The sequence below is a fragment of the Pseudomonas allii genome, from assembly GCF_055380095.1.
The window spans coordinates 5783742-5807645 of sequence record NZ_AP039450.1 but is presented as its reverse complement, the minus strand read 5'-3'; the positions used below and the strand labels follow the sequence as shown (position 1 = coordinate 5807645).

At 61.7% G+C, this 23904-nt stretch carries 23 protein-coding genes; 13 read left to right on the top strand and 10 right to left on the bottom strand.

All coding sequences use genetic code 11. From position 1 onward, the window contains the following. Nucleotides 1-59 precede the first annotated feature (59 nt). The 11 genes from rsfS to ACZ445_RS26535 all read left to right on the top strand — a co-directional run bounded on the left by rsfS (nt 60) and on the right by ACZ445_RS26535 (nt 10552). Entirely contained in the window at nt 60-554 is a 495-nt protein-coding gene (gene rsfS / locus ACZ445_RS26585) for a ribosome silencing factor (protein ID WP_003176298.1), read from the top strand. 9 nt (nt 555-563) lie between these two features. Continuing rightward, nucleotides 564-1031, top strand: coding sequence for a 23S rRNA (pseudouridine(1915)-N(3))-methyltransferase RlmH (gene rlmH / locus ACZ445_RS26580; RefSeq protein WP_464707767.1), 468 nt, complete (start codon nt 564-566; stop codon nt 1029-1031). Nucleotides 1032-1046: 15 nt separating this feature from the next. Beyond that, nucleotides 1047-2945: a penicillin-binding protein 2 gene (gene mrdA, locus ACZ445_RS26575; protein WP_058427774.1), complete on the top strand. Its 1899-nt coding sequence runs from the start codon at nt 1047-1049 to the stop codon at nt 2943-2945. A 31-nt stretch (nt 2946-2976) separates the two neighbouring features. Then, on the top strand, nt 2977-4080 hold the full coding sequence (rodA, locus tag ACZ445_RS26570) for a rod shape-determining protein RodA (protein WP_042570827.1): 1104 nt from the start codon (nt 2977-2979) through the stop codon (nt 4078-4080). Nucleotides 4081-4097: 17 nt separating this feature from the next. Beyond that, nucleotides 4098-5108: a lytic murein transglycosylase B gene (gene mltB, locus ACZ445_RS26565; protein ID WP_310863800.1), complete on the top strand. Its 1011-nt coding sequence runs from the start codon at nt 4098-4100 to the stop codon at nt 5106-5108. Next, complete coding sequence (locus ACZ445_RS26560; RefSeq protein ID WP_310863799.1) at nt 5108-6106, top strand: septal ring lytic transglycosylase RlpA family protein; 999 nt, start codon at nt 5108-5110, stop codon at nt 6104-6106. The genes mltB and ACZ445_RS26560 overlap by 1 nt, the downstream gene beginning before the upstream one ends. A 180-nt stretch (nt 6107-6286) precedes the next feature. Further along, nucleotides 6287-7444, top strand: coding sequence for a D-alanyl-D-alanine carboxypeptidase family protein (locus ACZ445_RS26555; protein WP_058427771.1), 1158 nt, complete (start codon nt 6287-6289; stop codon nt 7442-7444). Nucleotides 7445-7528: 84 nt separating this feature from the next. Next, on the top strand, nt 7529-7804 hold the full coding sequence (locus tag ACZ445_RS26550; RefSeq protein ID WP_015886061.1) for a DUF493 domain-containing protein: 276 nt from the start codon (nt 7529-7531) through the stop codon (nt 7802-7804). Next, nucleotides 7804-8451, top strand: a complete 648-nt coding sequence (gene lipB / locus ACZ445_RS26545; protein WP_058427770.1) for a lipoyl(octanoyl) transferase LipB — start codon at nt 7804-7806, stop codon at nt 8449-8451. Before ACZ445_RS26550 ends, lipB begins: the two co-directional genes overlap by 1 nt. 26 nt (nt 8452-8477) lie before the next feature. Continuing rightward, nucleotides 8478-9479: a lipoyl synthase gene (gene lipA, locus ACZ445_RS26540; RefSeq protein WP_166794335.1), complete on the top strand. Its 1002-nt coding sequence runs from the start codon at nt 8478-8480 to the stop codon at nt 9477-9479. A 152-nt stretch (nt 9480-9631) separates the two neighbouring features. After that, complete coding sequence (locus ACZ445_RS26535; RefSeq protein ID WP_179029639.1) at nt 9632-10552, top strand: S66 peptidase family protein; 921 nt, start codon at nt 9632-9634, stop codon at nt 10550-10552. Between the two features lie 112 nt (nt 10553-10664). Here the strand turns inward: ACZ445_RS26535 and ACZ445_RS26530 are convergent, their stop codons facing one another. The 5 genes from ACZ445_RS26530 to leuS form a co-directional block, all read right to left on the bottom strand. Continuing rightward, nucleotides 10665-11990 carry a lytic murein transglycosylase gene (locus tag ACZ445_RS26530; protein WP_058427767.1) on the bottom strand — a complete coding sequence of 442 codons (1326 nt, stop codon included), beginning with the start codon at nt 11988-11990 and terminating at the stop codon, nt 10665-10667. Between the two features lie 61 nt (nt 11991-12051). Beyond that, nucleotides 12052-12216: an alternative ribosome rescue factor ArfA gene (gene arfA, locus ACZ445_RS26525; protein ID WP_003176285.1), complete on the bottom strand. Its 165-nt coding sequence runs from the start codon at nt 12214-12216 to the stop codon at nt 12052-12054. Between the two features lie 215 nt (nt 12217-12431). Next, a complete protein-coding gene (gene holA / locus ACZ445_RS26520) occupies nt 12432-13469 on the bottom strand; it encodes a DNA polymerase III subunit delta (protein ID WP_058427766.1) in 1038 nt (345 codons plus the stop codon). A gap of 39 nt (nt 13470-13508) precedes the next feature. Beyond that, complete coding sequence (locus tag ACZ445_RS26515; RefSeq protein WP_071493669.1) at nt 13509-14114, bottom strand: LPS-assembly lipoprotein LptE; 606 nt, start codon at nt 14112-14114, stop codon at nt 13509-13511. Between the two features lie 88 nt (nt 14115-14202). Beyond that, a complete protein-coding gene (gene leuS, locus ACZ445_RS26510) occupies nt 14203-16809 on the bottom strand; it encodes a leucine--tRNA ligase (protein ID WP_310863798.1) in 2607 nt (868 codons plus the stop codon). Nucleotides 16810-17070: 261 nt separating this feature from the next. Between leuS and ACZ445_RS26505 the strand changes: the two genes are divergently transcribed. Beyond that, on the top strand, nt 17071-17388 hold the full coding sequence (locus ACZ445_RS26505) for a hypothetical protein (protein ID WP_058427763.1): 318 nt from the start codon (nt 17071-17073) through the stop codon (nt 17386-17388). A gap of 98 nt (nt 17389-17486) precedes the next feature. After that, on the top strand, nt 17487-18248 hold the full coding sequence (locus tag ACZ445_RS26500; RefSeq protein WP_179029637.1) for a YdcF family protein: 762 nt from the start codon (nt 17487-17489) through the stop codon (nt 18246-18248). Between the two features lie 122 nt (nt 18249-18370). Here ACZ445_RS26500 and lnt read toward each other — a convergent pair whose 3' ends face one another. The 5 genes from lnt to miaB form a co-directional block, all read right to left on the bottom strand. Further along, nucleotides 18371-19894: an apolipoprotein N-acyltransferase gene (lnt, locus tag ACZ445_RS26495; protein ID WP_179029636.1), complete on the bottom strand. Its 1524-nt coding sequence runs from the start codon at nt 19892-19894 to the stop codon at nt 18371-18373. Between the two features lie 8 nt (nt 19895-19902). Next, a complete protein-coding gene (locus ACZ445_RS26490; RefSeq protein WP_010206772.1) occupies nt 19903-20742 on the bottom strand; it encodes an HlyC/CorC family transporter in 840 nt (279 codons plus the stop codon). Between the two features lie 41 nt (nt 20743-20783). After that, nucleotides 20784-21242, bottom strand: a complete 459-nt coding sequence (gene ybeY / locus ACZ445_RS26485) for an rRNA maturation RNase YbeY (protein WP_310863797.1) — start codon at nt 21240-21242, stop codon at nt 20784-20786. After that, complete coding sequence (locus tag ACZ445_RS26480) at nt 21235-22239, bottom strand: PhoH family protein (RefSeq protein ID WP_058427759.1); 1005 nt, start codon at nt 22237-22239, stop codon at nt 21235-21237. The genes ybeY and ACZ445_RS26480 overlap by 8 nt, the downstream gene beginning before the upstream one ends. 215 nt (nt 22240-22454) lie before the next feature. Next, nucleotides 22455-23783, bottom strand: coding sequence for a tRNA (N6-isopentenyl adenosine(37)-C2)-methylthiotransferase MiaB (gene miaB, locus ACZ445_RS26475; protein WP_058427758.1), 1329 nt, complete (start codon nt 23781-23783; stop codon nt 22455-22457). Between the last annotated feature and the right edge of the window lie 121 nt (nt 23784-23904).

Below are 23904 nucleotides of genomic sequence, written 5' to 3'. Positions count from 1 at the left end.
TTGAACGCACGAAAATTCGTGCAGCAAGCGCCCGAACATACGAGCAAAACGAGTTTTATATGACGAACAAAGACGTAAGCAAAGTTAAGCGCAAAGGCACCTTCAAAAGCGCGCCGTTGCCGGTTGAAGCCCACGTAGGCCCGGAACTGGCCGGCGAAGAGCTGGTAAAGGTTGCCGTGGCCGCCCTGGAAGACGTTAAGGCCCAGGACATCCAGGTGCTGGACGTGCGCGACAAGCAAAGCATCACCGACTTCATGATCATCGCCACCGGTACCTCGAACCGTCAGATCGGCGCGATGCTCGATAAAGTCCGTGAAGCCGTCAAAGCCCAGGGCGTGAAGCCGCTGGGTGAAGAAGGCAAGGGCGACAGCGACTGGGTGCTGCTGGACATGGACGATGTGATCGTTCACATGATGACCTCCAACGCCCGCCAGTTCTACGACCTGGAACGCCTGTGGAAAGGCGCCGAGCAGAGCCGTGCCGCCGATGGCAAGCACCACAGCCCGGAAGTGGGCCACGCGCACTTCGACAAGCTGAACAAAGACCAGGAATAAGGAACGGCTGTGCGCCTGCGTCTGATTGCTGTCGGTTCACGCATGCCCAAGTGGGTGGAAGAAGGCTGGCACGAGTATGCCAAGCGTCTGCCCGCTGAGCTGTCGCTGGAACTGGTAGAGATACCGCTCAATACCCGGGGCAAGAATGCCGATGTGGCGCGCTTTATCCGTCAGGAAGGCGAAGCCATGTTGGCCAAGGTCGGCTCCAACGAGCGCATCGTCACCCTCGAAGTCCACGGCAAGCCCTGGAGCACCGAGCAACTGGCGGTGGAACTGGATCGCTGGCGCCTGGACTCGCGTACGGTCAACTTCATGGTCGGTGGCCCCGAAGGGCTGGCGCCGGAAGTCTGCGCGCGGGCGGACCAGCGCTGGTCGCTGTCGGCGTTGACGCTGCCGCACCCGTTGGTAAGGATCCTGATCGGTGAACAGCTGTATCGCGCCTGGACAGTCCTGTCCGGGCACCCTTACCACAAATAATCTGCGCCCCTCCCGATGACCCAACCGATCCGCATCAAGGACCACGAGAAAGACGCACGTCTCGTACGCGCACGCGTGGTGTTTGGCGCAATCCTGGTGGTGGCGTTGTTGGGTGTGCTGATCGCTCGCCTGTATTTCCTGCAGGTGATCCAGTACGACTATCACTCCACGCTGTCGGAGAACAACCGGGTGCATGTGCAGCCGATCCCGCCGACCCGTGGGCTGATTTTCGACCGTAATGGCGTGGTGGTGGCGGATAACCGGCCCAGCTTCAGCCTGAGCATGACCCGCGAGCGCTCCGGCGACTGGCAGCAGATCCTTGATGTGATCGTCGAGGTGCTGCAACTGACGCCGGAAGACCGGGTGATCTTCGAGAAGCGCATGAAACAGGGGCGCCGGCCTTTCGAGCCGGTGCCGATCCTGTTCGAGCTGACCGAAGAGCAGATCGCGCGGATCGCGGTGAACCAGTTCCGCCTGCCGGGTGTGGAAGTGGTGGCGCAGTTGGTGCGGCATTACCCGCAAGGGCCGCACTTTGCCCACTCCGTTGGCTACATGGGGCGGATCAACGAGAAAGAGCTGAAAACCCTTGATCCGGTGAATTACAGCGGCACCCACCATATCGGCAAGACCGGCATCGAGCGTTTCTACGAGCCCGAGTTGCACGGCCAGGTGGGTTACGAGGAAGTCGAGACCAACGCCCGTGGCCGTGTGCTGCGGGTGCTCAAGCGTACCGACCCGGTGCCGGGCAAGGACATCGTGCTGAGCCTGGACATCAAGTTGCAGGAAGCCGCGGAGATGGCCCTGGGCGGGCGTCGCGGCGCGGTGGTTGCCCTGGACCCGTCTACTGGCGAGGTTCTGGCGATGGTCAGCCAGCCGAGTTTCGACCCCAACCTGTTTGTGACCGGGATCAGCTTCAAGGCCTACGCCGAGTTGCGCGACTCCATTGATCGCCCGCTGTTCAACCGTGTTCTGCGCGGCCTGTATCCGCCGGGGTCGACCATCAAGCCGGCCGTGGCAATCGCAGGTTTGGACGCCGGCGTTGTCACGGCCTCCAGCCGTGTGTTCGACCCCGGCTACTACATGCTGCCCAACTACGATCACAAATACCGTAACTGGAACCGCACCGGTGACGGCTATGTCGACCTGGACACCGCGATCATGCGCTCCAACGACACCTATTTTTACGACCTGGCACACAAGCTCGGGATCGATCGCCTGTCCGCCTATATGGGCAAGTTCGGCCTCGGCCAGAAAGTCTCGCTGGATATGTTCGAAGAGTCCCCCGGCCTGATGCCTTCGCGGGAGTGGAAGCGCGCCACCCGCCGCCAGGCGTGGTTCCCAGGCGAAACCCTGATCCTCGGTATCGGCCAGGGCTACATGCAGGCCACGCCGCTGCAACTGGCGCAGGCCACGGCGTTGGTCGCCAACAAAGGCATCTGGAACCGTCCACACCTGGCCAAGACCATCGAGGGCGAGAAGCCTCTGGATGAAAACCCGATCCCCGACATCGTGCTGCGCGATCCGTCAGACTGGACCAAGGTCAACCATGGCATGCAGCAAGTGATGCACGGCGCCCGTGGCACCGCACGCAAGGCGGCCATCGGCGCGCAGTACCGCATTGCCGGCAAGAGCGGTACCGCCCAGGTGGTGGCGATCAAGCAGGGTGAAAAATACGACCGCTCCAAGGTTCAGGAGCGCCACCGCGACCACGCCTTGTTTGTCGGTTTTGCCCCGGCGGACGACCCGAAGATCGTGGTGGCGGTGATGGTCGAGAACGGCGAGTCCGGCTCCGGCGTCGCGGCGCCTGTGGTGCGCCAAGTGATGGACGCCTGGCTGTTGGCCGACGACGGCAGGCTCAAGCCCGAATACGGCGGCCCCCCTTCAAGCACCGAGGTTACGGCCCGTGAAGAGTAATTTTGACCGCATCCTCTCCAGTGAGGATGTGATGCGTCGCCGTGCGACGTTGCTGCAACGCATGCACATTGATGGCCCGTTGCTGATCCTGCTGCTGACCCTGGCGGCCGGTAGCCTGTTCGTGCTGTATTCGGCCAGCGGCAAGAACTGGGATCTGCTGATCAAGCAGGCGTCGTCGTTCGGCCTGGGCTTGTTGTCGATGGTGGTGATCGCCCAGTTGGAGCCGCGTTTCATGGCGCGCTGGGTGCCGTTGGGCTACGTCGCCGGGGTGTTGCTGCTGGTGGTGGTGGACGTGATGGGTCACAACGCCATGGGGGCGACCCGCTGGATCAACATTCCGGGGGTGATTCGCTTCCAACCCTCGGAATTCATGAAGATCCTGATGCCGGCGACCATCGCCTGGTACCTGTCCAAGCGCACCTTGCCGCCGCAGCTCAAGCACGTGGGGATCAGCCTGATCCTGATTGGCGTGCCGTTCATCCTGATTGTGCGCCAGCCGGACCTGGGCACCTCGCTGCTGATCCTGGCCGGTGGTGCGTTCGTGCTGTTCATGGGTGGCCTGCGCTGGCGCTGGATCCTCAGCGTGCTCGCCGCCGCCGTGCCGGTGGCCGTGGCCATGTGGTTCTTCTTTATGCACGACTACCAGAAGCAGCGAATTCTTACGTTTCTTGACCCGGAAAGCGATCCGCTGGGCACTGGCTGGAACATTATCCAGTCGAAAGCCGCCATCGGCTCCGGCGGCGTATTTGGTAAGGGCTGGTTACTGGGCACCCAGTCGCACCTGGACTTTTTGCCCGAGAGCCACACCGACTTCATCATTGCGGTGATGGGAGAAGAGTTCGGCCTGGTGGGCATTTGCGCGCTGTTGCTGATCTATCTGCTGTTGATTGGTCGCGGCCTGGTGATCACCGCGCAGGCGCAGACGCTGTTCGGCAAATTGCTCGCCGGCGCCTTGACCATGACTTTTTTTGTTTACGTTTTCGTCAACATCGGTATGGTCAGTGGCCTGCTGCCGGTGGTTGGGGTGCCGTTGCCATTCATTAGCTACGGCGGAACTTCGCTGGTGACATTGCTGTCAGCGTTTGGGGTTTTGATGTCGATTCATACGCATCGCAAATGGATCGCACAGGTTTGAATAAGGTGAAGATGTCAATGCAAGTAATGCGCGGCTGGGCGACTCGGCACGCGTCCTGGATGGGCCTGATTGGGCTGCTGGGCGCGACGCAAGAGGCGCAGGCCGGTGACTACGATGGTTCACCCCAGGTCGCCGAGTTTGTCGGTGAGATGACCCGCGACTATGGTTTCGCCGGTGAACAGCTGATGGGCGTGTTCCGCGAAGCCCAGAAAAAGCAGGCGATCCTCGACGCCATCTCGCGCCCCGCCGAACGTGTGAAGCAGTGGAAGGAATATCGCCCGATGTTCCTCACCGACGCCCGCGTGGCCCGTGGGGTGGACTTCTGGCGCCAGCACGAGGCAGTGCTGGCCCGCGCCGAGCAGGAATACGGCGTGCCGGCCCAGGTCATCGTTGCGATCATCGGCATTGAAACCTTCTACGGGCGCAATACCGGCAGCTACCGGGTCATCGACGCCTTGTCGACCCTGGGCTTCGATTACCCGCCCCGTGCCGAGTTCTTCCGCAAGGAGCTGCGCGAATTCCTGCTGCTGGCCCGCGAAGAACAGGTCGACCCGCTGACCCTCAAGGGCTCCTACGCTGGTGCGATGGGCTTGCCGCAGTTCATGCCAAGCAGCTTCCGCGCCTATGCGGTGGACTTTGACGGCGACGGGCATATCAATATCTGGAGCAACCCCGACGACGCCATCGGCAGCGTGGCCAGCTACTTCAAGCGCCATGGGTGGGTCGCCGGTGAACCGGTGGTGATCCGTGCCGATGTCAGTGGGGAGCTCGCCGATGAAGGCCTGACCCAGGGCATCGAACCGGCCAAGACGGTCGGGGAGTTGCGGGCGCTGGGCTGGTCGAGTCAGAATGCGCTGCCTGAGGATATGCCGGTCACGGCATTCCGCCTTGAGGGCGAAAACGGCCCGGAATACTGGATGGGCCTGAAGAATTTCTACGCAATCACGCGTTATAACCGCAGTGTGATGTACGCCATGGCCGTGCATCAGCTGTCAGACATGCTGGTCCAAGCACGGGGCACTAAGTAATGCGGGCATCGCCGTTCAATCAACCGCTCAAGCTGGTGGCGTTCGTCGCGTTTTCCCTGCTGGTCGTCAGTTGCTCCACCAGCCGCGGTCCGGCAAAGAAGTCCGGGGGCACGGCAGTTCGTTCCCAGCCGGGCCTGGACATCAACCGTGCGCACAAAGACGGCGCGCCGTGGTGGGATGTCGATGTGTCGAAGATCCCGGACGCCACGCCCACCTTGCACACCGGTGCCTACAAGGCCAACCCGTACACCGTGCTGGGCAAGACCTATTTCCCGCTGCAGGAATCCAAGACCTACGTGCAATCGGGCACGGCGTCCTGGTACGGCACCAAGTTCCACGGCCAGAACACCGCCAATGGCGAAGTGTATGACCTGTATGGCATGAGTGCCGCGCACAAGACCTTGCCGCTGCCAAGCTATGTGCGGGTGACCAACCTGGACAACAACCGCACGGTGATCCTGCGCGTCAACGACCGTGGCCCGTTTTACTCGGACCGCATCATCGACCTGTCCTACGCCGCCGCGAAGAAACTCGGCTACGCCGAAACCGGCACCGCGCGGGTCAAGGTCGAAGGCATCGACCCGGCGCAGTACTGGGCCCAGCGCGGCAAGCCGGCGCCGTTGATGCTCAACGAGCCGCAGACACCACAACCGCAAATCACCGCATCGGCGGGCAAGGTCGAGCAGTGGACGCCGCCGCCACAACAGCACGCCCCGGACACCGTGGCTGTGCCGCAGGCCGCCCAGGGTGCTTCGTTGGCCGGTGGCCAATACTTGCAGGTGGGCGCTTTCGCCAACCCGGATGCGGCAGAACTGTTAAGGTCCAAGCTCAGCAGCATGGTCAACGCGCCGGTGTTCATCAGCTCCATCGTGCGTAACCAGCAGACGTTGCACCGTGTGCGCATGGGCCCGATCGGCTCGCCGAGCGAAGTGGCGCAAGTGCAGAACAGCGTGCGCCTGGCCAATCTGGGTCAGCCTAGCGTGGTCACCGCTGAATAAAACAGAATTGATGGTTCTGGCCCGTGCGCGGGCTTGAACCCTGGTTGTTGGCTCGTTGAACAATAAAAACCCAGGGGCAAGGGGTGAGCGGGCAACCGAACACGTGACAGTCTGGTAGCGGGCTGTCTGAATAAGTTTTGCCCGCGAGGGCAAGTTTCCATAAGCAATTTCGAGAGACGGATGAACATCACCACCTTAGCCAAACGCACGTGCCTGCTTCTTTCGCTGATCATCACCCCGGCCGCCTGGGCGGTTGAAATGGTGCCGGCTTCCCCGCAACTGGCTGCCAAGGCCTGGGTCCTCATGGATGCCGCCAGCGGCAACGTGCTGGTCGAGAACAACGGTGACCAGCGCCTGCCACCGGCCAGCCTGACCAAACTGATGACCGCCTACATCGCGACCCTGGAAATCCGTCGCGGCCAGATCGGCGAGAACGACCCGGTCACCGTCAGCGAAAACGCCTGGCGTACCGGCGGTTCGCGGATGTTCATCAAGGTGGGTTCGCAGGTGACTGTGAGCGACCTGTTGCACGGCATCATCATCCAGTCCGGTAACGATGCCAGCGTCGCGCTGGCCGAGCACATCGCCGGCAGCGAAGATGCATTCGCCGACATGATGAACAAAACCGTGGCCGACCTGGGCATGACCAACAGCCACTTCATGAACCCGACCGGCCTGCCGAACCCGGAGCACTACTCGTCGGCTCACGACATGGCGATCCTGGCGCGCGCGATCATTCGTGTCGACCCGGTGCACTACGCGATCTACTCCCAGAAGGAATTCTTCTGGAACAACATCAAGCAGCCTAACCGCAACCTGCTGCTGTGGCGCGACAAGACCGTCGACGGTCTGAAAACCGGCCACACCGAAGAAGCCGGCTACTGCATGGTGTCGTCCGCTGTCCGTGACGGCCAGCGCCTGATTGCCGTAGTCTTCGGCACCAACAGCGAACAGGCCCGTGCGGCCGAGACGCAAAAACTGCTGACCTACGGTTTCCGTTTCTTCGAAACCCAGACCTTCTACCAGAAGGGTGCTGAACTGGCGACCGCGCCGGTGTGGAAGGGCGCTACCTCCCAAGTCAAGGCCGGCCTGGCTGAAGACCTGACCCTGACCATGCCTAAAGGCCAGCTGAAGAAGCTTGCTGCCAGCATGACCATGAACCCGCAACTGGTTGCGCCCATCGCCAAGGGCGACGTGATCGGTAAAGTCGAAGTGAAGCTGGACGACAAGGTGGTGCACAGCGCAGACCTGATCGCCCTGGACGCTGTCGACGAAGGTGGTATCTTCCGCCGCGTGTGGGATAGCATCCGTCTATTCTTCTACAGCCTGTTCAACTGATTGTGTGCACCTGCAAAGCCCCGTGTTGATCCGACACGGGGCTTTGCCCGTCGCCACGGCTTACGCTTACGAGGCCGTTACGCCATGACCGATAAAGAAGTAAAGGCGCCAAAGATCGAATTCCCGGTGGTGGACTATCCCATCAAGGTGATCAGCGATACCGGTGTCGGCCGTAAAGACCTGATCCTCGAGATCGTGCGTAAACACGCCACGATCAACGATCAGCGCGTGGATGAACGCTCCAGTTCAACCGGCAAATACACCACGATCCAGTTGCACATCGTAGCGACGGATCAGGACCAGCTCTACAACATCAACAGTGAACTGCGGGCCACCGGCTTCGTGCACATGGTGCTGTGATGTCACAGGTCCTGGGCTTTCGCGAGCTCGGCCGGATGGACTACGAGCCCGTCTGGCACGCCATGCAGCGCTTCACCAACGAGCGCGGCACCTCGGCCCCCGATGAAATCTGGCTGGTGGAACACCCGCCGGTGTTTACCCAGGGCCAGGCCGGCAAGGCCGAACATCTGCTGCTGCCGGGGGAAATTCCGGTGGTGCAGGTCGACCGAGGTGGCCAAGTGACTTACCATGGGCCGGGTCAACTGGTGGCCTACTTGCTGCTGGATGTGCGCAAGCTGGGGTTCGGCGTGCGCGATCTGGTCAGCCGCATGGAGGCTTGCCTGATCGAGCTGCTGGCCAGTTACGGCGTGAGCGCCGCAGCCAAGCCGGATGCGCCGGGTGTGTACGTTGATGGCGCGAAAATCGCCTCACTGGGGCTGCGGATTCGCCACGGTTGTTCCTTTCATGGCCTGGCCCTGAACGTGGACATGGACCTGGCGCCGTTTCGGCGGATCAACCCGTGTGGTTATGCCGGGTTGGCAATGACGCAACTGAGTGACCACGCCACACCGATTAAATTTGCCGAGGTAAGTGCCCGGCTGCGTGCGCAGCTCGTCAAACACCTCGACTATGCTGAGCAGACGACCCTTACGGGCGGAATCGACTGATTATGACTACTGATGCAGTGCAAACCATGATCCCGACGGTGGACGTTACCGAACGCCCAGCCCCGGCCCCGCGTGCCAAGGTGGAAGCCGGCGTCAAGCTGCGCGGCGCCGAGAAGGTTGCACGCATCCCGGTGAAGATCATTCCGACCACCGAACTGCCGAAGAAACCCGACTGGATCCGCGTGCGCATCCCGGTTTCGCCGGAAGTCGACCGTATCAAGGCGCTGCTGCGCAAGCACAAGCTGCACAGCGTGTGCGAAGAAGCCTCCTGCCCGAACCTGGGCGAGTGCTTCTCCGGCGGCACCGCCACCTTCATGATCATGGGTGACATCTGCACCCGTCGCTGCCCGTTCTGCGACGTCGGCCACGGCCGTCCGAAGCCACTGGACGTCAACGAGCCGGAAAGCCTGGCCATCGCCATCGCCGACCTGCGCCTCAAGTACGTGGTGATCACCTCGGTTGACCGTGACGACCTGCGTGACGGTGGTGCCCAGCACTTTGCCGACTGCATCCGCGAAATCCGTAAGCTGTCGCCGAACGTGATGCTCGAAACCCTGGTTCCGGACTACCGTGGCCGTATGGACGTGGCGCTGGAAATCACCGCCGCCGAGCCGCCGGATGTGTTCAACCACAACCTGGAAACCGTGCCACGCCTGTACAAGGCCGCGCGTCCAGGTTCGGATTACCAGTGGTCGCTGACCCTGCTGCAAAAATTCAAGCAGATGATGCCGCACATCCCGACCAAGTCTGGCCTGATGCTGGGCTTGGGCGAGACCGACGAAGAAGTCATCGAAGTCATGAAGCGCATGCGCGAACACGACATCGACATGCTGACCCTCGGTCAGTACCTGCAACCGTCCCGCAGCCACTTGCCGGTGCAGCGTTTCGTGCACCCGGACACCTTCGCCTGGTTCGCCGAGGAAGGCTACAAGATGGGCTTCAAGAACGTGGCGTCGGGCCCGTTGGTGCGCTCCTCGTACCATGCGGACGAGCAGGCCAAGCTGGTCAAGGCAAGCCTGGTTTCGTAATGCCGAACTGCGTTACACCGCAGGTCTAATGTGGGAGGGGGCTTGCCCCCGATTGCGGACTGTCAGTCAGCACATCTGATACTGATACACCGCTATCGGGGGCAAGCCCCCTCTCACATTCCGTTTTGCGCTTTATAAAGGGAGAACTGTGGATGACCGCTGCCGTACCTGCCCTTCGCTCCGAAGGCACCATCGCCCTGATCGCCCCCGCCGGCCCCGCCACCCTCGACGTCGAAAAAGCCGGCCAATGGATGCGCACCCGCGGCTACGACCTGCGCATTTTCCCGGGTGTCTACGAACGCGACGGCTACCTCGCCGGCAGCGATAAAACCCGCCTCAACGACCTGCACAAAGCTTTCGCCGACCCTGAAATCGACGCCATCTTCTGCCTGCGTGGTGGCTACGGCACGCCGCGTCTGCTCGATAGCCTGGACTTCGAACTGCTGCGCGCCAATGCCAAACCCTTCGTGGGTTACAGCGACATCACCGCGTTGCACCTGGCAATCAGCCGTTACGCCGGCTTCGTGACCTTCCACGGGCCGATGCTCAACGCCGACCTGTTGGGTGACAAGCAACCACCTACCGAGTCTTCATTGTTCGGCCTGCTGCGCGGCCAGCTGGGCGCTGGCAGCGAGTTGATGCACCCGGTGGCCTACCCGCTGACCACAATCGAGCCTGGCATTGCCTGTGGGCGCTTGCTGGGTGGCAACCTGTCGATGATCGCGGCAGTCATGGGCACACCCTTTGAGATCGACGCAGAAGGCATCATCCTGCTGATCGAGGACGTCAACGAGCCGATCTACCGCATCGACCGCCTGCTGACGCACCTGCGCCTGGCGGGCAAGCTGGCGCAGGTCGCCGGCGTACTGGTAGGGGACGTGGCGGGTGTGGATCAGGTTGCGCTGGAGCGCTTGCTCAAGCAGACCTTCGAGCCGTTGCGCATCCCGGTGTTGTCCGGTTGGCGCAGTGGGCATTGTGACCCGAACCTGACGTTGCCGATGGGCGCGTTGGTGCGGTTGGATGCGGGGGAGCAGTGGTTGGTGTTGGAGCAGGATGTAGTGTTCAAAGCCTGAGTTTTTGCGGCCTGTCAGGCCGTCATCGGGGGCAAGCCCCCTCCCAAAATGGAATGCTGTCGAAGTGTGGGAGGGGGCTTGCCCCCGATAGCAATAGCCGCCATAAGCCGATCTAGCGGCTCTGCAACGACTCCAGCAATTTCACTGTCGGATACCCATCCGCCGGCCAGCCCAAGGCCTGCTGCGCCGCACGAATCGCCTTGCGCGTATTGGCGCCGATAATCCCGTCAGGGTTGCCCGCGTCATAGCCATTTGCGCTCAAGGCCGTCTGCAAGTCGATGCGCTGCGAGCGGCTCAATGGCAGCTCATCTTTTGGCCAATCACCCCGAATCACACCACCGCCACCAAAGCGCTCCGACAACAAGCCAACCGCCAGTGCATAGGACGAGGAGTTGTTGTACTTGAGGATCGCACGGAAGTTATCCAGCACCAGGAATGCCGGGCCACGGTAACCGGCCGGTAACAGCAGCGCAGCGGAGAGTTGATCGACGTTGGGTGGCAGGCTGGCACCCGGTGGCAGTTGGATGCCCAGTTTCAGCCATTCTGCGACCGTCTTGCGGATGCCACCATCGGCCAGGGCGTAGTCGAAGTTCGCCGGCAATTGTTTCACCTCAAAACCCCACGGCTGGCCTTTCTGCCAGCCGGAGCTTTGCAGGTAGTGCGCGGTGGAGGCGAGTGCGTCTGCCGGGCTGTTCCAGATATCGCGGCGACCGTCGCCATCGAAGTCCACGGCGTGGGTGTTGTAGGTGGTCGGGATAAATTGGGTCTGGCCCATGGCGCCGGCCCAGGAGCCTTTCATCTGATCGGCCTGGATATCGCCGTGCTGGATGATCTGCAGCGCCGCCAGCAACTGTGCCTGGGCAAATGCCGGGCGACGGCCTTCGTAGGCCAGGGTCGCCAGGGAGCGGATCACCGAGTTGTTGCCCTGGAACTGGCCGAAGTTACTCTCCATGCCCCACACCGACACCAGCGCCTGGCGGTCGACGCCATAACGTTGTTCGATGCTTTGCAGGATGTCGGCGTACTTGACCAGCAACGCCTGGCCGTTGCGCACGCGCACGGGCGACAGGGCGCCGTCGAGGTATTCCCACACCGGGCGGGAAAATTCCGGCTGGCTGCGGTCGGCGCGGATCACCGCCATGTCGGGGGTAACGTTGGCAAATGCGGTGTCGAATACGGCGGCGGTGATGCCGGCCTGCAAGGCTTGCACTCGGAAGGCCGCTTGCCATTCGGCGAAGGTCTGGGTCGGCTGGATATCAAGATTGTCCACGGCCAGCGGGGCCACGACGGCGGGCGCAACCACAGGGGCGGTCTGGAGCTTGGGCAGCGGTTGAGCGTCGGCGGCGGTGGGTTTCTCCGCACAGGCGACAAGCAAAATGAGGCTGGAGGCAGCGATCAGTTGGCGAAGGTGCCAACGACGGGAAAGACTAGAGGGCATGCACAGGTCCAGGGATTACAAATCAGGTACAGACCTTATCATGCCAGAGGGCTGCTTGCCTTCAGGCAGCCAGAAAGTAAGAAGCCTCCCAGCTATTAGACTGGAAGGCTTCGCGGCGGTAGCTGCCTTTGCCCTTGCCGGCGCGTTCCTGACGGCTGCGGAACAGTGGCTGGGCGATGATGGATTTGGCCTTGTTGGGGCCATGCTTGGATGGCTTTTTGCTCATGGTCGTTACTCGCTTGGGATGGGTGGAGTGGCGCAAATGATCTGCCGAAGTTCTGCCGCTGTAAAGCCCGGCGAAGTGTAGGAAAAGTGGGCACGGTCAAAACTGTGGGAGCGGGCTTGCTCGCGAATGCGGTGCGTCAGACCCTGATGTGTTGAATGGCACACCGCCTTCGCGAGCAAGCCCACATTGGATTTGTGGTGTTTTTGAGAGAGGGTTTATTCGGCAGGCAGGGTCAGGCGCTGACCGGCCATCAACAGCGACAACCGGCTCAGGCTCATCCATGGCGAACCCGCCGCCTGGCCCTTGATCTGCGCGTCGATGCGCTGCGCTTCCAGCAGCAATTGTGCCCAGCGTTGCGCCGAGTGCCGTTGCAGCGCTTTGCTCATCAAGGGTTTGCGCTTGTCCCACACCGGTGGCTTGGCCTGGCTGAAGCATTTGTCCAGCGGCGTACCCTGGCTGTATTGCAGGGCAATATTGGCCAGCACCCGCAGTTCACGGGCCAGGGCCCAGAGAATCACTGGCGGTTCCACGCCTTCGCCGCGCAGGCCTTCGAGCATGCGCAGGGCGTGAGCGGGCTCACCGTTGAGGATCGCATCCACCAGCCCGAACACATCAAAGCGCGCGCTATCGGCCACAGCGCCCTGGACGGTCTCGACGGTAATCTGCCCGTCTTCGGCCATCAGCTTGAGCTTTTCGATCTCCTGGGCAGCGGCCAGCAAGTTGCCTTCAACCCGGGCGGCGATCAACTCGACCGCGTCCTGGGTTGCCGACAGCCCCGATTGGGACAGGCGTTGGCGAATCCATTGCGGCAACTGGCTGCTGTCCACCGGCCAGATCTGGATGAACTGGGTCTGTGCGCCTTCTACCAGGGCCTTGCCCCACTTGGTTTTCTGCGCGCTGCCATCAAGCTTGGGCAGGCTGATCAACAACACCGTGTCTTCGGCCGGTCGCGAGCAGTATTCCATCAGGGCGGCCGCGCCCTTGTCGCCAGGCTTGCCTGAAGGCAGGCGCAGTTCCAACAGGCGCTTCTCGGCAAACAGCGACATGCTCGCTCCGGCCTGCAGCAGCGTGCCCCAGTCGAAGCTGGCGTCGGCGCTGAAGACCTGGCGCTCGTCGAAACCTTGCTGGCGTGCCGCCGTGCGAATGGCGTCGGCGGCTTCCTGACACAGCAGCGGATCATCACCGCTGACAATGTAGACAGGCGCAAGGCCACCTTGCAGGTGTTTGGCGAGTTGGGCGGGGGCGAGTTTCATAGGCGGGGTAAACGGGGCGCTTGGGGCGCCCCGTCCGGCTTACTCGACAGGGACTTCAACAGGCGACTGTTTCGGCGTGTTGTCTTCGTACTCTTTGGCGGCTTTCAGCGCGTCGGCGTCGGCCTTGGCCTTGTTGTCAGCCTGTTGCTGCAGGGTCTCCAGTTGTTCCGGAGTCAGCATGGACAAGCGCAGCACCATGCGCTGTACCAGTTCGCGACGCATTTCCTTGCGCACCTGCTGGATTTCGGAGTCCGAACCCACCAGGTTGTTGCCATCGTGGCTGACCACTTTCTGCACCTGGATCTTGTCACCCATCAGCGGCAGATGATCGCGGCCCTGGATTTCGAAGTTGAGCGCAGTGTTCAGTTCGATGTCGGACGCACGCCCGGCGCTGGCGTAACTCAGGTTACGCTGGGTTTCTCTCTCGTCCACCAGGAACAGTTTGTACGTCGCGCCGGTATAGACGTGCACGCCGCTGTTTTCCAGCACCTGACGCAACTGCGTCACCGTATCGCCGTAGGCGTTGCGGGCGCTGACGTCGAGTTCCTTGATAGTCAGGTCATTGGTGCCGGTACCACGCAGCTGGAAGCCGCAAGCGCTCAGCAGCACGGCAAGGCCCATCACCAGCAAATTGCGTTTAATCATTTTGTTGCTCCCCTTGAAACCATGTGGGCCTTATCGAGGCCCTGAAGGCTTTGTTCGACGCAGGGTGTAAGCCCTGCGCCCGATCCGATTAGCTCGCGACGATATTGACCAGTTTGCCAGGCACCACGATCACTTTGCGGATCGTCAGGCCTTCGGTAAAGCGCAGCACGTTTTCGTTGACGCGGGCAGCCGCTTCAACGTCTTCGCGGCTGGCGGTGGCCGGCATGTCGATCTGGCCACGCAGTTTACCGTTGACCTGGATCACCAGTTGCAGCGTGTCCTGTACCAGGGCGCTGTCATCCTGCACCGGCCAGCGCGCATCGATGACGGCGTCGCTGTGGCCCAGACGGTTCCACAGGTCGTGGCTGATGTGCGGCGTGATCGGCGCGAGCAGCAGGGTGACCGTTTCCAGGCCTTCCTGTACCAGTGCGCGATCCTGCTCAGTGACTTGTGGGGCTTTTTCCAGCACGTTCATCAGCGTCATCACCTGGGCGATGGCGGTGTTGAACTTGTGGTTCTGGCCCACGTCCTGGCTGGCTTGCTTGATGGCCAGGTGGGTGCTGCGGCGAATGAGTTTCTGCTCGTCGCTCAAGGCGGCCACGTCCAGCTTGCCCGGCAGGCCCTGGCTGATGTGAGCGTGCGCCAGGCGCCAGACGCGCTTGAGGAAACGGTGCGAGCCTTCGACGCCGGAGTCGGACCATTCGGCGCTCATGTCAGGCGGCGAGGCGAACATCATGAACAGGCGGCAGGTGTCGGCACCGAACTGATCGATCATCGACTGCGGGTCAACGCCGTTGTTCTTCGACTTGGCCATCTTCTCGGTGCCGCCGATTTCCACCGGCAGGCCGTCGGCGATCAGCTTGGCGCTGATGACCTTGGCCTTGCTGTCGCGCTCAAGCTCGACGTCAGCCGGGTTGAACCAGGTGTAGGCGCCGTTGGCTTCACGGCGATAGTAGGTCTCGGCGACCACCATGCCCTGGGTCAGCAGGTTCTTGAACGGCTCGTCGGAGCTCACCAGGCCTTCGTCACGCATCAGCTTGTGGAAGAAGCGCGCGTACAGCAGGTGCAGGATGGCGTGCTCGATACCGCCGATGTACTGGTCAACAGGCAACCAGTGGTCGGCCGCGGATTTCTCTACCAGACCGCCTTCATAGTGCGGCGAGGCGTAGCGGGCGTAGTACCACGAGGACTCGACGAAGGTGTCCATGGTGTCGGTTTCACGCTTGGCAGGCGCGCCGCATTTCGGGCAGCTGCACTCGTAGAACTCGGGCATGCGCGCCAATGGCGAACCGGCCCCGTCCGGCACCACGTCTTCCGGCAGAACGACCGGCAGTTGGTCTTCCGGTACTGGCACGTCGCCACAGCTTTGGCAGTGGATGATCGGGATCGGGCAGCCCCAGTAGCGCTGGCGGCTGATGCCCCAGTCCCGCAGGCGGAACTGGGTGCGCGAGGCGCCGAGGTTTTTCTTGACCAAGGCGACTTCGATGGCGTCGAAAGCACCCTGGAAATCCAGGCCGTCGAACTCGCCGGAGTTGATCAGCGTGCCGTGCTCACCGTAGGCGTCCTGCCACGGGGCCGGGTTGCTGTCGCCCGAGCTGGTGCGCACCACGGACTTGATCGGCAGGCTGTACTTGGTGGCGAATTCGAAATCGCGCTCGTCGTGGGCCGGCACAGCCATTACCGCGCCATCGCCGTAGTGCATCAGCACGTAGTTGGCGACCCACACCGGCAACTTCTCGCCAGTCAATGGATGTTCAACAAACAGCCCGGTGGGCAGACCTTTTTTCTCTTGGGTGGCGACGTCGGCTTCAGCCACGCTGCCGCCTTTGCATTCGGCGATGAACGCCTGCAGCTCAGGGTTGTTCTGTGCAGCCTGGGTGGCCAGCGGGTGTTCGGCGGCCACGGCGACGTAGGTCGCGCCCATCAGGGTGTCCGGACGGGTGGTGAAGACTTTGAGTGCGCCCGCTTGGCCGATCGAGTCGACGTTGTAGGGGAACTGCACTTCCATGCCTTTGGACTTGCCGATCCAGTTGCGTTGCATGGTCTTGACCTGTTCCGGCCAGCCCGGCAGGTCGTCGAGGCTCGACAAGAGTTCATCCGCGTAGGCGGTGATCTTGAAGTAGTACATCGGGATTTCGCGCTTTTCGATCAGCGCGCCTGAGCGCCAGCCGCGACCGTCGATCACTTGCTCGTTGGCCAGGACGGTCTGGTCGATCGGGTCCCAGTTCACGGTGCCGCTCTTTTTGTAGATCACGCCTTTTTCGAACAGGCGGGTGAACAGCCATTGTTCCCAGCGGTAGTAGTCCGGCTTGCAGGTGGTGACTTCGCGGGACCAGTCCACCGCCAGACCCAGGCTGCGCAGCTGGGACTTCATGTAGGCGATGTTTTCGTAGGTCCACTTGGCGGGGGCCACGTTGTTTTTCATCGCGGCGTTTTCCGCCGGCATGCCGAAGGCATCCCAACCCATGGGTTGCAGGACGTTCTTGCCTTGCATGCGCTGGTAACGGGAAATCACGTCGCCGATGGTGTAGTTACGCACGTGCCCCATGTGTAGCTTGCCGCTGGGGTAAGGGAACATCGATAGGCAGTAGTAAGTCTCCTTGCCTGGCTGTTCACTGACTTCAAAGGACTTTTGCTCGTCCCAGAAGGTTTGGGCGGCATTTTCTATTTCACGGGGCTGATATTGTTCGTGCATGGCTACTTTTGAACTGAATAGGGGTGGCCTAATCCTCTTCGGTGCAACATTCAGGTTGATCGACACCAAAAAGCGGCGCGTCCGTGCCCAAACCCTGCGGGAAGTGGAGTTACAGGAAGCGCCGTAGCATACATGACCCCACTCTATCGAGGGAAACCCTGATTGCTCTGGCAGGGCCGTCTGTCGCGGCGCCGGGCAGGCGCAGCCACGGGGGCTACGCTGTTTATTGGGGAGCAAGTCTTTCTTCAATGAGGTGAGGGGATGGTTGAATCGCAGCGAATCGTAACGAAACCGGAAATCTACGAAGGACTGATCGACCGATTGGGTCGTGCATTGGATGCAGCAAGGACAGCGGGCCGATTGCGTGATGAACGGCCTGTGGAGTTGGAACTGCGCGGTTTGACCCGCGCGGAGCTGGAACTGATCAAGGCTTATCTGGAACGGAATGGGCGCGGTGCGCCTCCTCTGGTGGCAACCCCGCCACCCAAGGAGCCCACGCACTCTGCCAAGGTGGTGTGGCTCAAGGACTTGTCGGTCGGTCGCGGCCCGGAAAAGCGCCGCTTCGTACGCTACAAGTAGTTCACTCCCCCAGAGCAACACCTTCGCGTCATGTCACGGTAAAGATTGTCGCTAAACCCCGTTACACCTTAGGCTTCGGGCATCTTTGGAGATGCCCGATGCCTATTCGTTACTTGATCAAACAACTGCTCCTGCCGCCCGGCATCCTCTTGCTGCTGCTGGCCCTTGCCTGGTGGTTTCGGCGTAGTCGGCCACGCTTGGCGGGTTGCTGCTTTGCGCTGGGGTTTGGCGGTATGTGGCTGATCAGCCTGCCGGTGATGGTGGAGTGGGGTGCACGTGCCCTGGAGACCGAGCCGCCGTTGGCGCGGGAAGACTGGTCGACGCTGGCGCAGCGCGCCGATGCGATCGTGGTGTTGGGCTCCGGGCGTGAGCGCGGTGACCCGGCCTGGGGCACCGACCAGCCGACGGGTACCGGCCTGGAGCGCCAGCGCTACGCCGCACGATTGGCCAAGGCCTCCGGGCTGCCGGTGCTGACTACCGGCGGCCTGCATTACGGCACACCGCCCAGCGAGGCGGAGCTGATGGCGGTATCGATGCAGGATGATTTTGGTGTGACCGTACGCTGGAAGGAAGAACGCAGCCGAACCACCTGGGAGAACGCGCAGATGAGCGCAGAAATTCTCTTGCCCGAGGGCATCAAGCGCGTGGTGGTGGTGACCCAGGCCTGGCATATGCCGCGTTCGGTGTGGAGCTTCGAGAAAGCCGGTTTCACCGTGGTGCCTGCGCCGGTGGGCTTCCTGGGCGTGGACAACGCCCGGCCACTGGGTGGCTGGATGCCGGAGTTCGTCTCAGTGTGGCGCAGCGGGCAGTTGATCAACGAAGCGGTGGGGCAGGTGGGCTATCGGTTGTTCTACCGATAACGCGGCAGATCAACATGTGAGAGGGGGCTTGCCCCCGATAGCGGAGTGTCAGTCAGTACATCTGATACTGATACACAGCCATCGGGGGCAAGCCCCCTCCCACATTGGTTTTGGGTTGTCTGTCAGACGGTTTTGGACATGCGGCTCGCCAGCAGCGCCCAGCCGAACAGCCCCAGGCACAGGATGATCAGTGGCCACGAACGCCATTGCAGGTACGGCGTGAGGTTGTGCATCGGCACCACTTCGCCGTAGAGGATTCCACGTTCGAATTGCGGGATCTGCGCCGTGATCTGTCCAAACGGGTTGATCAGGCCGGTCACGCCATTGTTGGTGGCGCGGATCATCCAGCGCCCGGCTTCCAGCGCACGCATTTGCGCCATTTGCAGGTGCTGCAACGGGCCGATGGAGCGGCCGAACCAGGTGTCGTTGCTGATGGTCAGCAGCAGATCGCTCTGCGCCGACAGGCCAGCTGCGAATTCCGGGTAGACCACTTCGTAGCAAATGAACGGCGCAATCTGATAACCCTTGGCCTGCAGCATCGCCTGGTCCGAGGGGCCGCGGGCGAAGTCCGACATCGGCAGGTCGAAGAAAGCAATCAAGCCTCGCAGCATGTCTTGCAATGGCACGTACTCACCGAACGGCACCAGTTTCTGCTTGAGGTAGGTGCCGTCGCCTTCGCCGACTACGGTGATGCCATTGAAGTAGCGCTTCTGGTGGTGCACTTCCTGGCGGATCGGTACCCCGGTGATCAGTGCGGTGTGCCGGTCGGCGGCGAACTTGCCCATCATGCCCAGGTAGCCTTCGACAGACTCCTTGAGCACCGGCACCGCCGTTTCCGGCCATACCAGCAAATCGACACGCTTGGAACTGAAGCTCATGTCGCGGTACAGCGCGAGCTGCGCGTTGAGCTGCTCCGGGTCCCACTTCATGCTCTGTTCAACGTTGCCCTGGATGGCGGCCACGCTCAGCGGCGCGCCGGACGGACTGGTCCAGGCGTGATGCTTGAGCGCCAGGCCGATCGCCCAGGGCGCGACCAGCAACACCAGGCCCGCACCGATAAAGGCGTTGCGCTTGCCGGCCAGCAGGCGCGGCAGGTTGCACAGCAGGGCAGCGGTGAGTGCCAGGGCGAAGGAGATCAGCCACATTCCGCCCAGCGGCGCGAGGCCGGTGAGGGGGCCGTCGAGTTGGCTGTAGCCGGAGTACAGCCACGGGAAACCGGTAAGGAACCAGCCGCGAAACGCCTCCTGGCCGACCCACAACGCCGCGAAGGTCAAGGCGTCAGCCAGCGGCGCTTCATTGCGACGCAACCAACGCGCCCACAGCCAGGCGGGCAGGGCGAAGAACCAGGCGATGGCGGCGGTGAACAACAGCATCAGGAACCCCGCCAGCAACACCGAAGCGCCGCCGAAGTGGTGGATGCTGTAGTAGATCCAGCTGGTACCAGCACCGAACAGGCCGAAGCCGAAACACCAGCCACGGCCCAGGGCCTGGCGTGGCGTCAGTTCTCGCAGCCCGACATAGAACAACCCGACCGCCACCAGCGCAAACGGCCACAGGTCGAACGGCGCCAACGCCAGGGTAGTGATGGCGCCGGCCACCACGGCCAGCAAATTACCGGGCCAGCCGGGGCGGGTCAGACGGCGCATATCAATCCTTAGCGGGCAATAGGGGTCAAGCGGATCAAGTGGATGCGGCGGCTATCAGCATTCAGAATGCGGAAGCGATAGGCGCCGATCTCGGTGGTTTCGTTACGTTTTGGCAGGTGGCCAAACGCACTCATCACCAGGCCCCCGACGGTGTCGAACTCGTCGTCGGAGAATTCGCTGTCGAAGAACTCGTTGAAGTTCTCGATCGGCGTCAGCGCCTTGATCAGGAAGTCACCGCTGGGCAATGGCTTGATGTAGCTGTCTTCTTCGACGTCGTGTTCGTCTTCGATATCGCCGACGATCTGTTCCAGCACGTCTTCAATCGTCACAAGGCCAGCGACGCCGCCGTATTCGTCGATCACAATGGCCATGTGATTGTGGTTGGCGCGGAATTCGCGCAGCAGCACATTCAGGCGCTTGGATTCAGGCACGAAGGTGGCCGGGCGCAGCAAGTCCTTGATGTTGAAGCTGTCGCCGTTCTCCTTGAGGATCAGCGGCAGCAGGTCCTTGGCCAGCAGGACGCCCATGACATCGTCATGGCTTTCACCGATCACCGGGTAGCGCGAGTGCGCCGAGTCGATCACGGCCGGGAGGAACTCCCGTGGGGTCTGGGTCGCCTTGATGCTGATCATCTGCGAGCGCGGGACCATGATGTCCCGTACTTGCAGGTCAGCCACCTGGATGGCGCCCTCGACAATGGCCAGCGCTTCGCTGTCCAGCAACTTGTTCTGATGGGCCTCGCGCAGCAGCTCCAGCAGCTCCTGGCGGTTTTTCGGCTCGTGGGCAAAAGCCTGGGTCAGTTTACCCAGCCATGACTTCTGCCCGTTGCTCGATCGGTCTTCGCTCATAGCGATTACTCTGAATCCTTTATTGTTACAGTTGAGTGTTTTTAAGTTTCGTCGTCGGCATACGGGTCCGGATGACCCAATTCTGCAAGCAACGTTTGTTCCAGTGTTTCCATTTCCTCGGCTTCGTCATCGTCTATATGGTCGTAACCCAAGAGATGCAAGCAGCCGTGGATGACTAGATGGGCCCAGTGGGCTTCTAGTTCCTTGCCTTGTTCCTTCGCTTCGCGCTCCACCACCGCGACACAGATGACCAGGTCGCCCAGCAACGGGATATCCAGCAGCTCATCCGGCACGTCGGCGGGGAAGGACAGCACGTTGGTCGCGTAATCCTTCTGGCGCCAGGTGTGGTTCAGTTCGCGGCCTTCGGGCTCATCCACCAGGCGAATGGTCAGTTCCGAGTCGGCGATGCGCTGGCGCAGGGCCAGGGCGCACCATTGACGGAACTGGGCTTCGCTGGGGGCGGGCGCTTCGGTGGCCAGCTGCAGGTCTAGCTCAAGCATCGCGGCGAACGTCCTTGGACAGCCCATCGTCACGGTGTTCGAAACGCTCGTAAGCCTCGACGATGCGCTGTACCAGCGGGTGGCGCACCACATCCTTGGGCATGAAGTGCGTAAAGCTGATGCCCGGCACATCCTTGAGCACCTCGATTACCTGGCCCAGGCCCGACTTGGTGCCCTTGGGCAGGTCGACCTGGGTGATGTCACCGGTGATCACGGCGGTGGAGCCGAAACCGATGCGGGTGAGGAACATCTTCATCTGCTCGACCGTGGTGTTCTGGCTTTCGTCGAGGATGATGAAACTGTTGTTCAAGGTACGGCCACGCATGTAGGCCAGCGGGGCGATCTCGATCACCTGGCGTTCGATCAGCTTGGCCACGTATTCGAAGCCGAGCATCTCGTACAGTGCGTCGTAGAGCGGGCGCAGGTACGGGTCGATCTTCTGGGCCAGGTCGCCGGGCAGGAAGCCGAGCTTCTCGCCAGCCTCAACCGCCGGGCGCACCAGCAGGATGCGGCGTACTTGCTCGCGTTCCAGCGCATCGACCGCGCAGGCCACGGCCAGGTAGGTCTTGCCGGTACCGGCGGGGCCGATGCCGAAGTTGATGTCGTTGCCGAGGATTTCCTTGACGTACTTCTGCTGATTCAAGCCGCGCGGGCGAATCATGCCTTTTTTGGTACGCAGGGCCACGCTGGCTTCGGCCACAGGGTTGTTGGCCAGGTCTTCGACCGCCGACTCCTGCAGGTACAGGTGCACGGTTTCCGGCGACAGCTCGCTACCCTTGGTTTCGCGGTAGAGGCGGCGCAGCAGGTTTTCTGCAGACGTGGTGTGTTGGGGTTCACCAATGAGCTCGAACTGATTGCCGCGATTGCGGATCTCGATGCTCAGGCGTTGTTCGATCAGGCGCAAGTGCTCGTCGAACTGTCCGCACAGATTGGCGAAACGGCGAGCCTCAAACGGCTCGAGGAGAAAACGATGGGGTTCTGCGATGGGTGCGTTCAAGGTTGTTTTTAGCCGCCCTTTGGCTGTTGAGGTGAAATAGAGAATAACGCCAGCTGCCCGTGTGCGAAAGCACTTACGTCATCGGAATGTTGCACGGTCAAAATGTGGGAGGGGGCTTGCCCCCGATAGCGCCGGTTCAGATAAAACATCTGTGTCTGACACGCCGTCATCGGGGGCAAGCCCCCTCCCACATTGAGTCGGTGTTAATCAGGTCATTATTGCAACAGTGACCCACGCAACGAGTGCGGTTGCGCCGCATCGATATGCACATCGGCAAACTGGCCGATCAGGGTCGGATTATCGCAACGGAAGTTTACGATTCGGTTGTTCTCGGTACGCCCCTGCAATTCGCCCGGGTCTTTTTTCGAATAGTCGGTGACCAGGATGCGCTGGATGGACCCGACCATTTGTCGGCTGATCTCGAAACCCTGTTGGTTCAAGCGGTGTTGCAGCGCATTGAGGCGCTCTTTTTTCAGCGCTTCCGGGGTCTCGTCCGCCAGGTCGGCCGCCGGGGTGCCGGGGCGCTGGCTGTAGACGAACGAATAGGAGAAGTCGAAACCGACGTCTTCGATCAGCTTCATGGTCTGTTCGAAGTCTTTCTCGGTCTCGCCGGGGAATCCGACGATAAAGTCGGAACTGATGCAGATGCCCGGCACCGCTGCGCGCAATTTGCGCAGTTTGGATTTGTATTCCAGGGCGGTGTGGTTGCGCTTCATGGCCGCGAGGATGCGGTCCGAGCCCGATTGCACCGGCAGGTGCAGGTGCTTGACCAGTTCCGGCACTTCCGCGTGGGCCTGGATCAGGCTGTCGGAGAACTCCAGCGGGTGCGAAGTGGTGTAGCGAATTCGCTCGATACCGTCCACAGCGGCGACCACGCGGATCAGCTCCGCCAGGTCGGCCAGGCGGCCATCCTCGGTCAGGCCGCGGTAGCCATTGACGTTCTGGCCCAGCAGAGTCACTTCGCGCACGCCGTTTTCGGCCAGGTGGATGATTTCCGACAGCACGTCGTCAAACGGCCGGCTGACTTCTTCGCCGCGGGTGTAGGGCACCACGCAGAAGGTGCAGTACTTGCTGCAGCCTTCCATCACCGACACGTAGGCGCTTGGCCCGTCGATACGCGGCTCGGGCAAGTGGTCGAATTTTTCGATTTCCGGGAACGACACATCCACCTGCGGCAGCTTGGTGACGCGCGCGGCATCGATCATTTCCGGCAGGCGGTGCAGGGTCTGTGGGCCGAAAACTACGTCGACATAAGGTGCGCGGTCGCGGATCGCGGCACCTTCCTGACTGGCCACGCAACCGCCGACGGCGATCACCATGTCCGGGTTGGCCAGTTTCAATTCGCGCCAGCGGCCCAGCTGCGAGTACACACGGTCCTGGGCCCGCTCGCGGATCGAGCAGGTATTGAGCAGGATCACGTCGGCATCTTCGGCGCGGGCGGTGACTTCCAGGGCCTGGTGTTCGCCCAGCAGATCGACCATTCGCGAGCTGTCGTACTCGTTCATCTGGCAACCGTGGGTTTCGATGTAAAGCTTCTTGGCCATGGGAATCGTCAACTGGTGGTAAAGAACCGCGCATTATAGGGGGCATGCCCATTGGTTCCTAGCGTTGTGCATCGGGTGCCATGCTATAGTTCGCGCCCTCTTTTATATCCCCGATGTGTTG

Excerpts from the sequence above, each read along its gene's own strand:
- rsfS (WP_003176298.1), top strand. The coding sequence starts at position 60 with ATGACGAACAAAGACGTAAGCAAAGTTAAGCGCAAAGGCACCTTCAAA.
- mrdA (WP_058427774.1), top strand. The coding sequence starts at position 1,047 with ATGACCCAACCGATCCGCATCAAGGACCACGAGAAAGACGCACGTCTC.
- rodA (WP_042570827.1), top strand. The coding sequence starts at position 2,977 with ATGCGTCGCCGTGCGACGTTGCTGCAACGCATGCACATTGATGGCCCG.
- mltB (WP_310863800.1), top strand. The coding sequence starts at position 4,098 with ATGCAAGTAATGCGCGGCTGGGCGACTCGGCACGCGTCCTGGATGGGC.
- ACZ445_RS26560 (WP_310863799.1), top strand. The coding sequence starts at position 5,108 with ATGCGGGCATCGCCGTTCAATCAACCGCTCAAGCTGGTGGCGTTCGTC.
- ACZ445_RS26555 (WP_058427771.1), top strand. The coding sequence starts at position 6,287 with ATGAACATCACCACCTTAGCCAAACGCACGTGCCTGCTTCTTTCGCTG.
- ACZ445_RS26550 (WP_015886061.1), top strand. The coding sequence starts at position 7,529 with ATGACCGATAAAGAAGTAAAGGCGCCAAAGATCGAATTCCCGGTGGTG.
- lipB (WP_058427770.1), top strand. The coding sequence starts at position 7,804 with ATGTCACAGGTCCTGGGCTTTCGCGAGCTCGGCCGGATGGACTACGAG.
- lipA (WP_166794335.1), top strand. The coding sequence starts at position 8,478 with ATGATCCCGACGGTGGACGTTACCGAACGCCCAGCCCCGGCCCCGCGT.
- ACZ445_RS26535 (WP_179029639.1), top strand. The coding sequence starts at position 9,632 with ATGACCGCTGCCGTACCTGCCCTTCGCTCCGAAGGCACCATCGCCCTG.
- ACZ445_RS26530 (WP_058427767.1), bottom strand. The coding sequence starts at position 11,990 with ATGCCCTCTAGTCTTTCCCGTCGTTGGCACCTTCGCCAACTGATCGCT.
- arfA (WP_003176285.1), bottom strand. The coding sequence starts at position 12,216 with ATGAGCAAAAAGCCATCCAAGCATGGCCCCAACAAGGCCAAATCCATC.
- holA (WP_058427766.1), bottom strand. The coding sequence starts at position 13,469 with ATGAAACTCGCCCCCGCCCAACTCGCCAAACACCTGCAAGGTGGCCTT.
- ACZ445_RS26515 (WP_071493669.1), bottom strand. The coding sequence starts at position 14,114 with ATGATTAAACGCAATTTGCTGGTGATGGGCCTTGCCGTGCTGCTGAGC.
- leuS (WP_310863798.1), bottom strand. The coding sequence starts at position 16,809 with ATGCACGAACAATATCAGCCCCGTGAAATAGAAAATGCCGCCCAAACC.
- ACZ445_RS26505 (WP_058427763.1), top strand. The coding sequence starts at position 17,071 with ATGGTTGAATCGCAGCGAATCGTAACGAAACCGGAAATCTACGAAGGA.
- ACZ445_RS26500 (WP_179029637.1), top strand. The coding sequence starts at position 17,487 with ATGCCTATTCGTTACTTGATCAAACAACTGCTCCTGCCGCCCGGCATC.
- lnt (WP_179029636.1), bottom strand. The coding sequence starts at position 19,894 with ATGCGCCGTCTGACCCGCCCCGGCTGGCCCGGTAATTTGCTGGCCGTG.
- ACZ445_RS26490 (WP_010206772.1), bottom strand. The coding sequence starts at position 20,742 with ATGAGCGAAGACCGATCGAGCAACGGGCAGAAGTCATGGCTGGGTAAA.
- ybeY (WP_310863797.1), bottom strand. The coding sequence starts at position 21,242 with ATGCTTGAGCTAGACCTGCAGCTGGCCACCGAAGCGCCCGCCCCCAGC.
- miaB (WP_058427758.1), bottom strand. The coding sequence starts at position 23,783 with ATGGCCAAGAAGCTTTACATCGAAACCCACGGTTGCCAGATGAACGAG.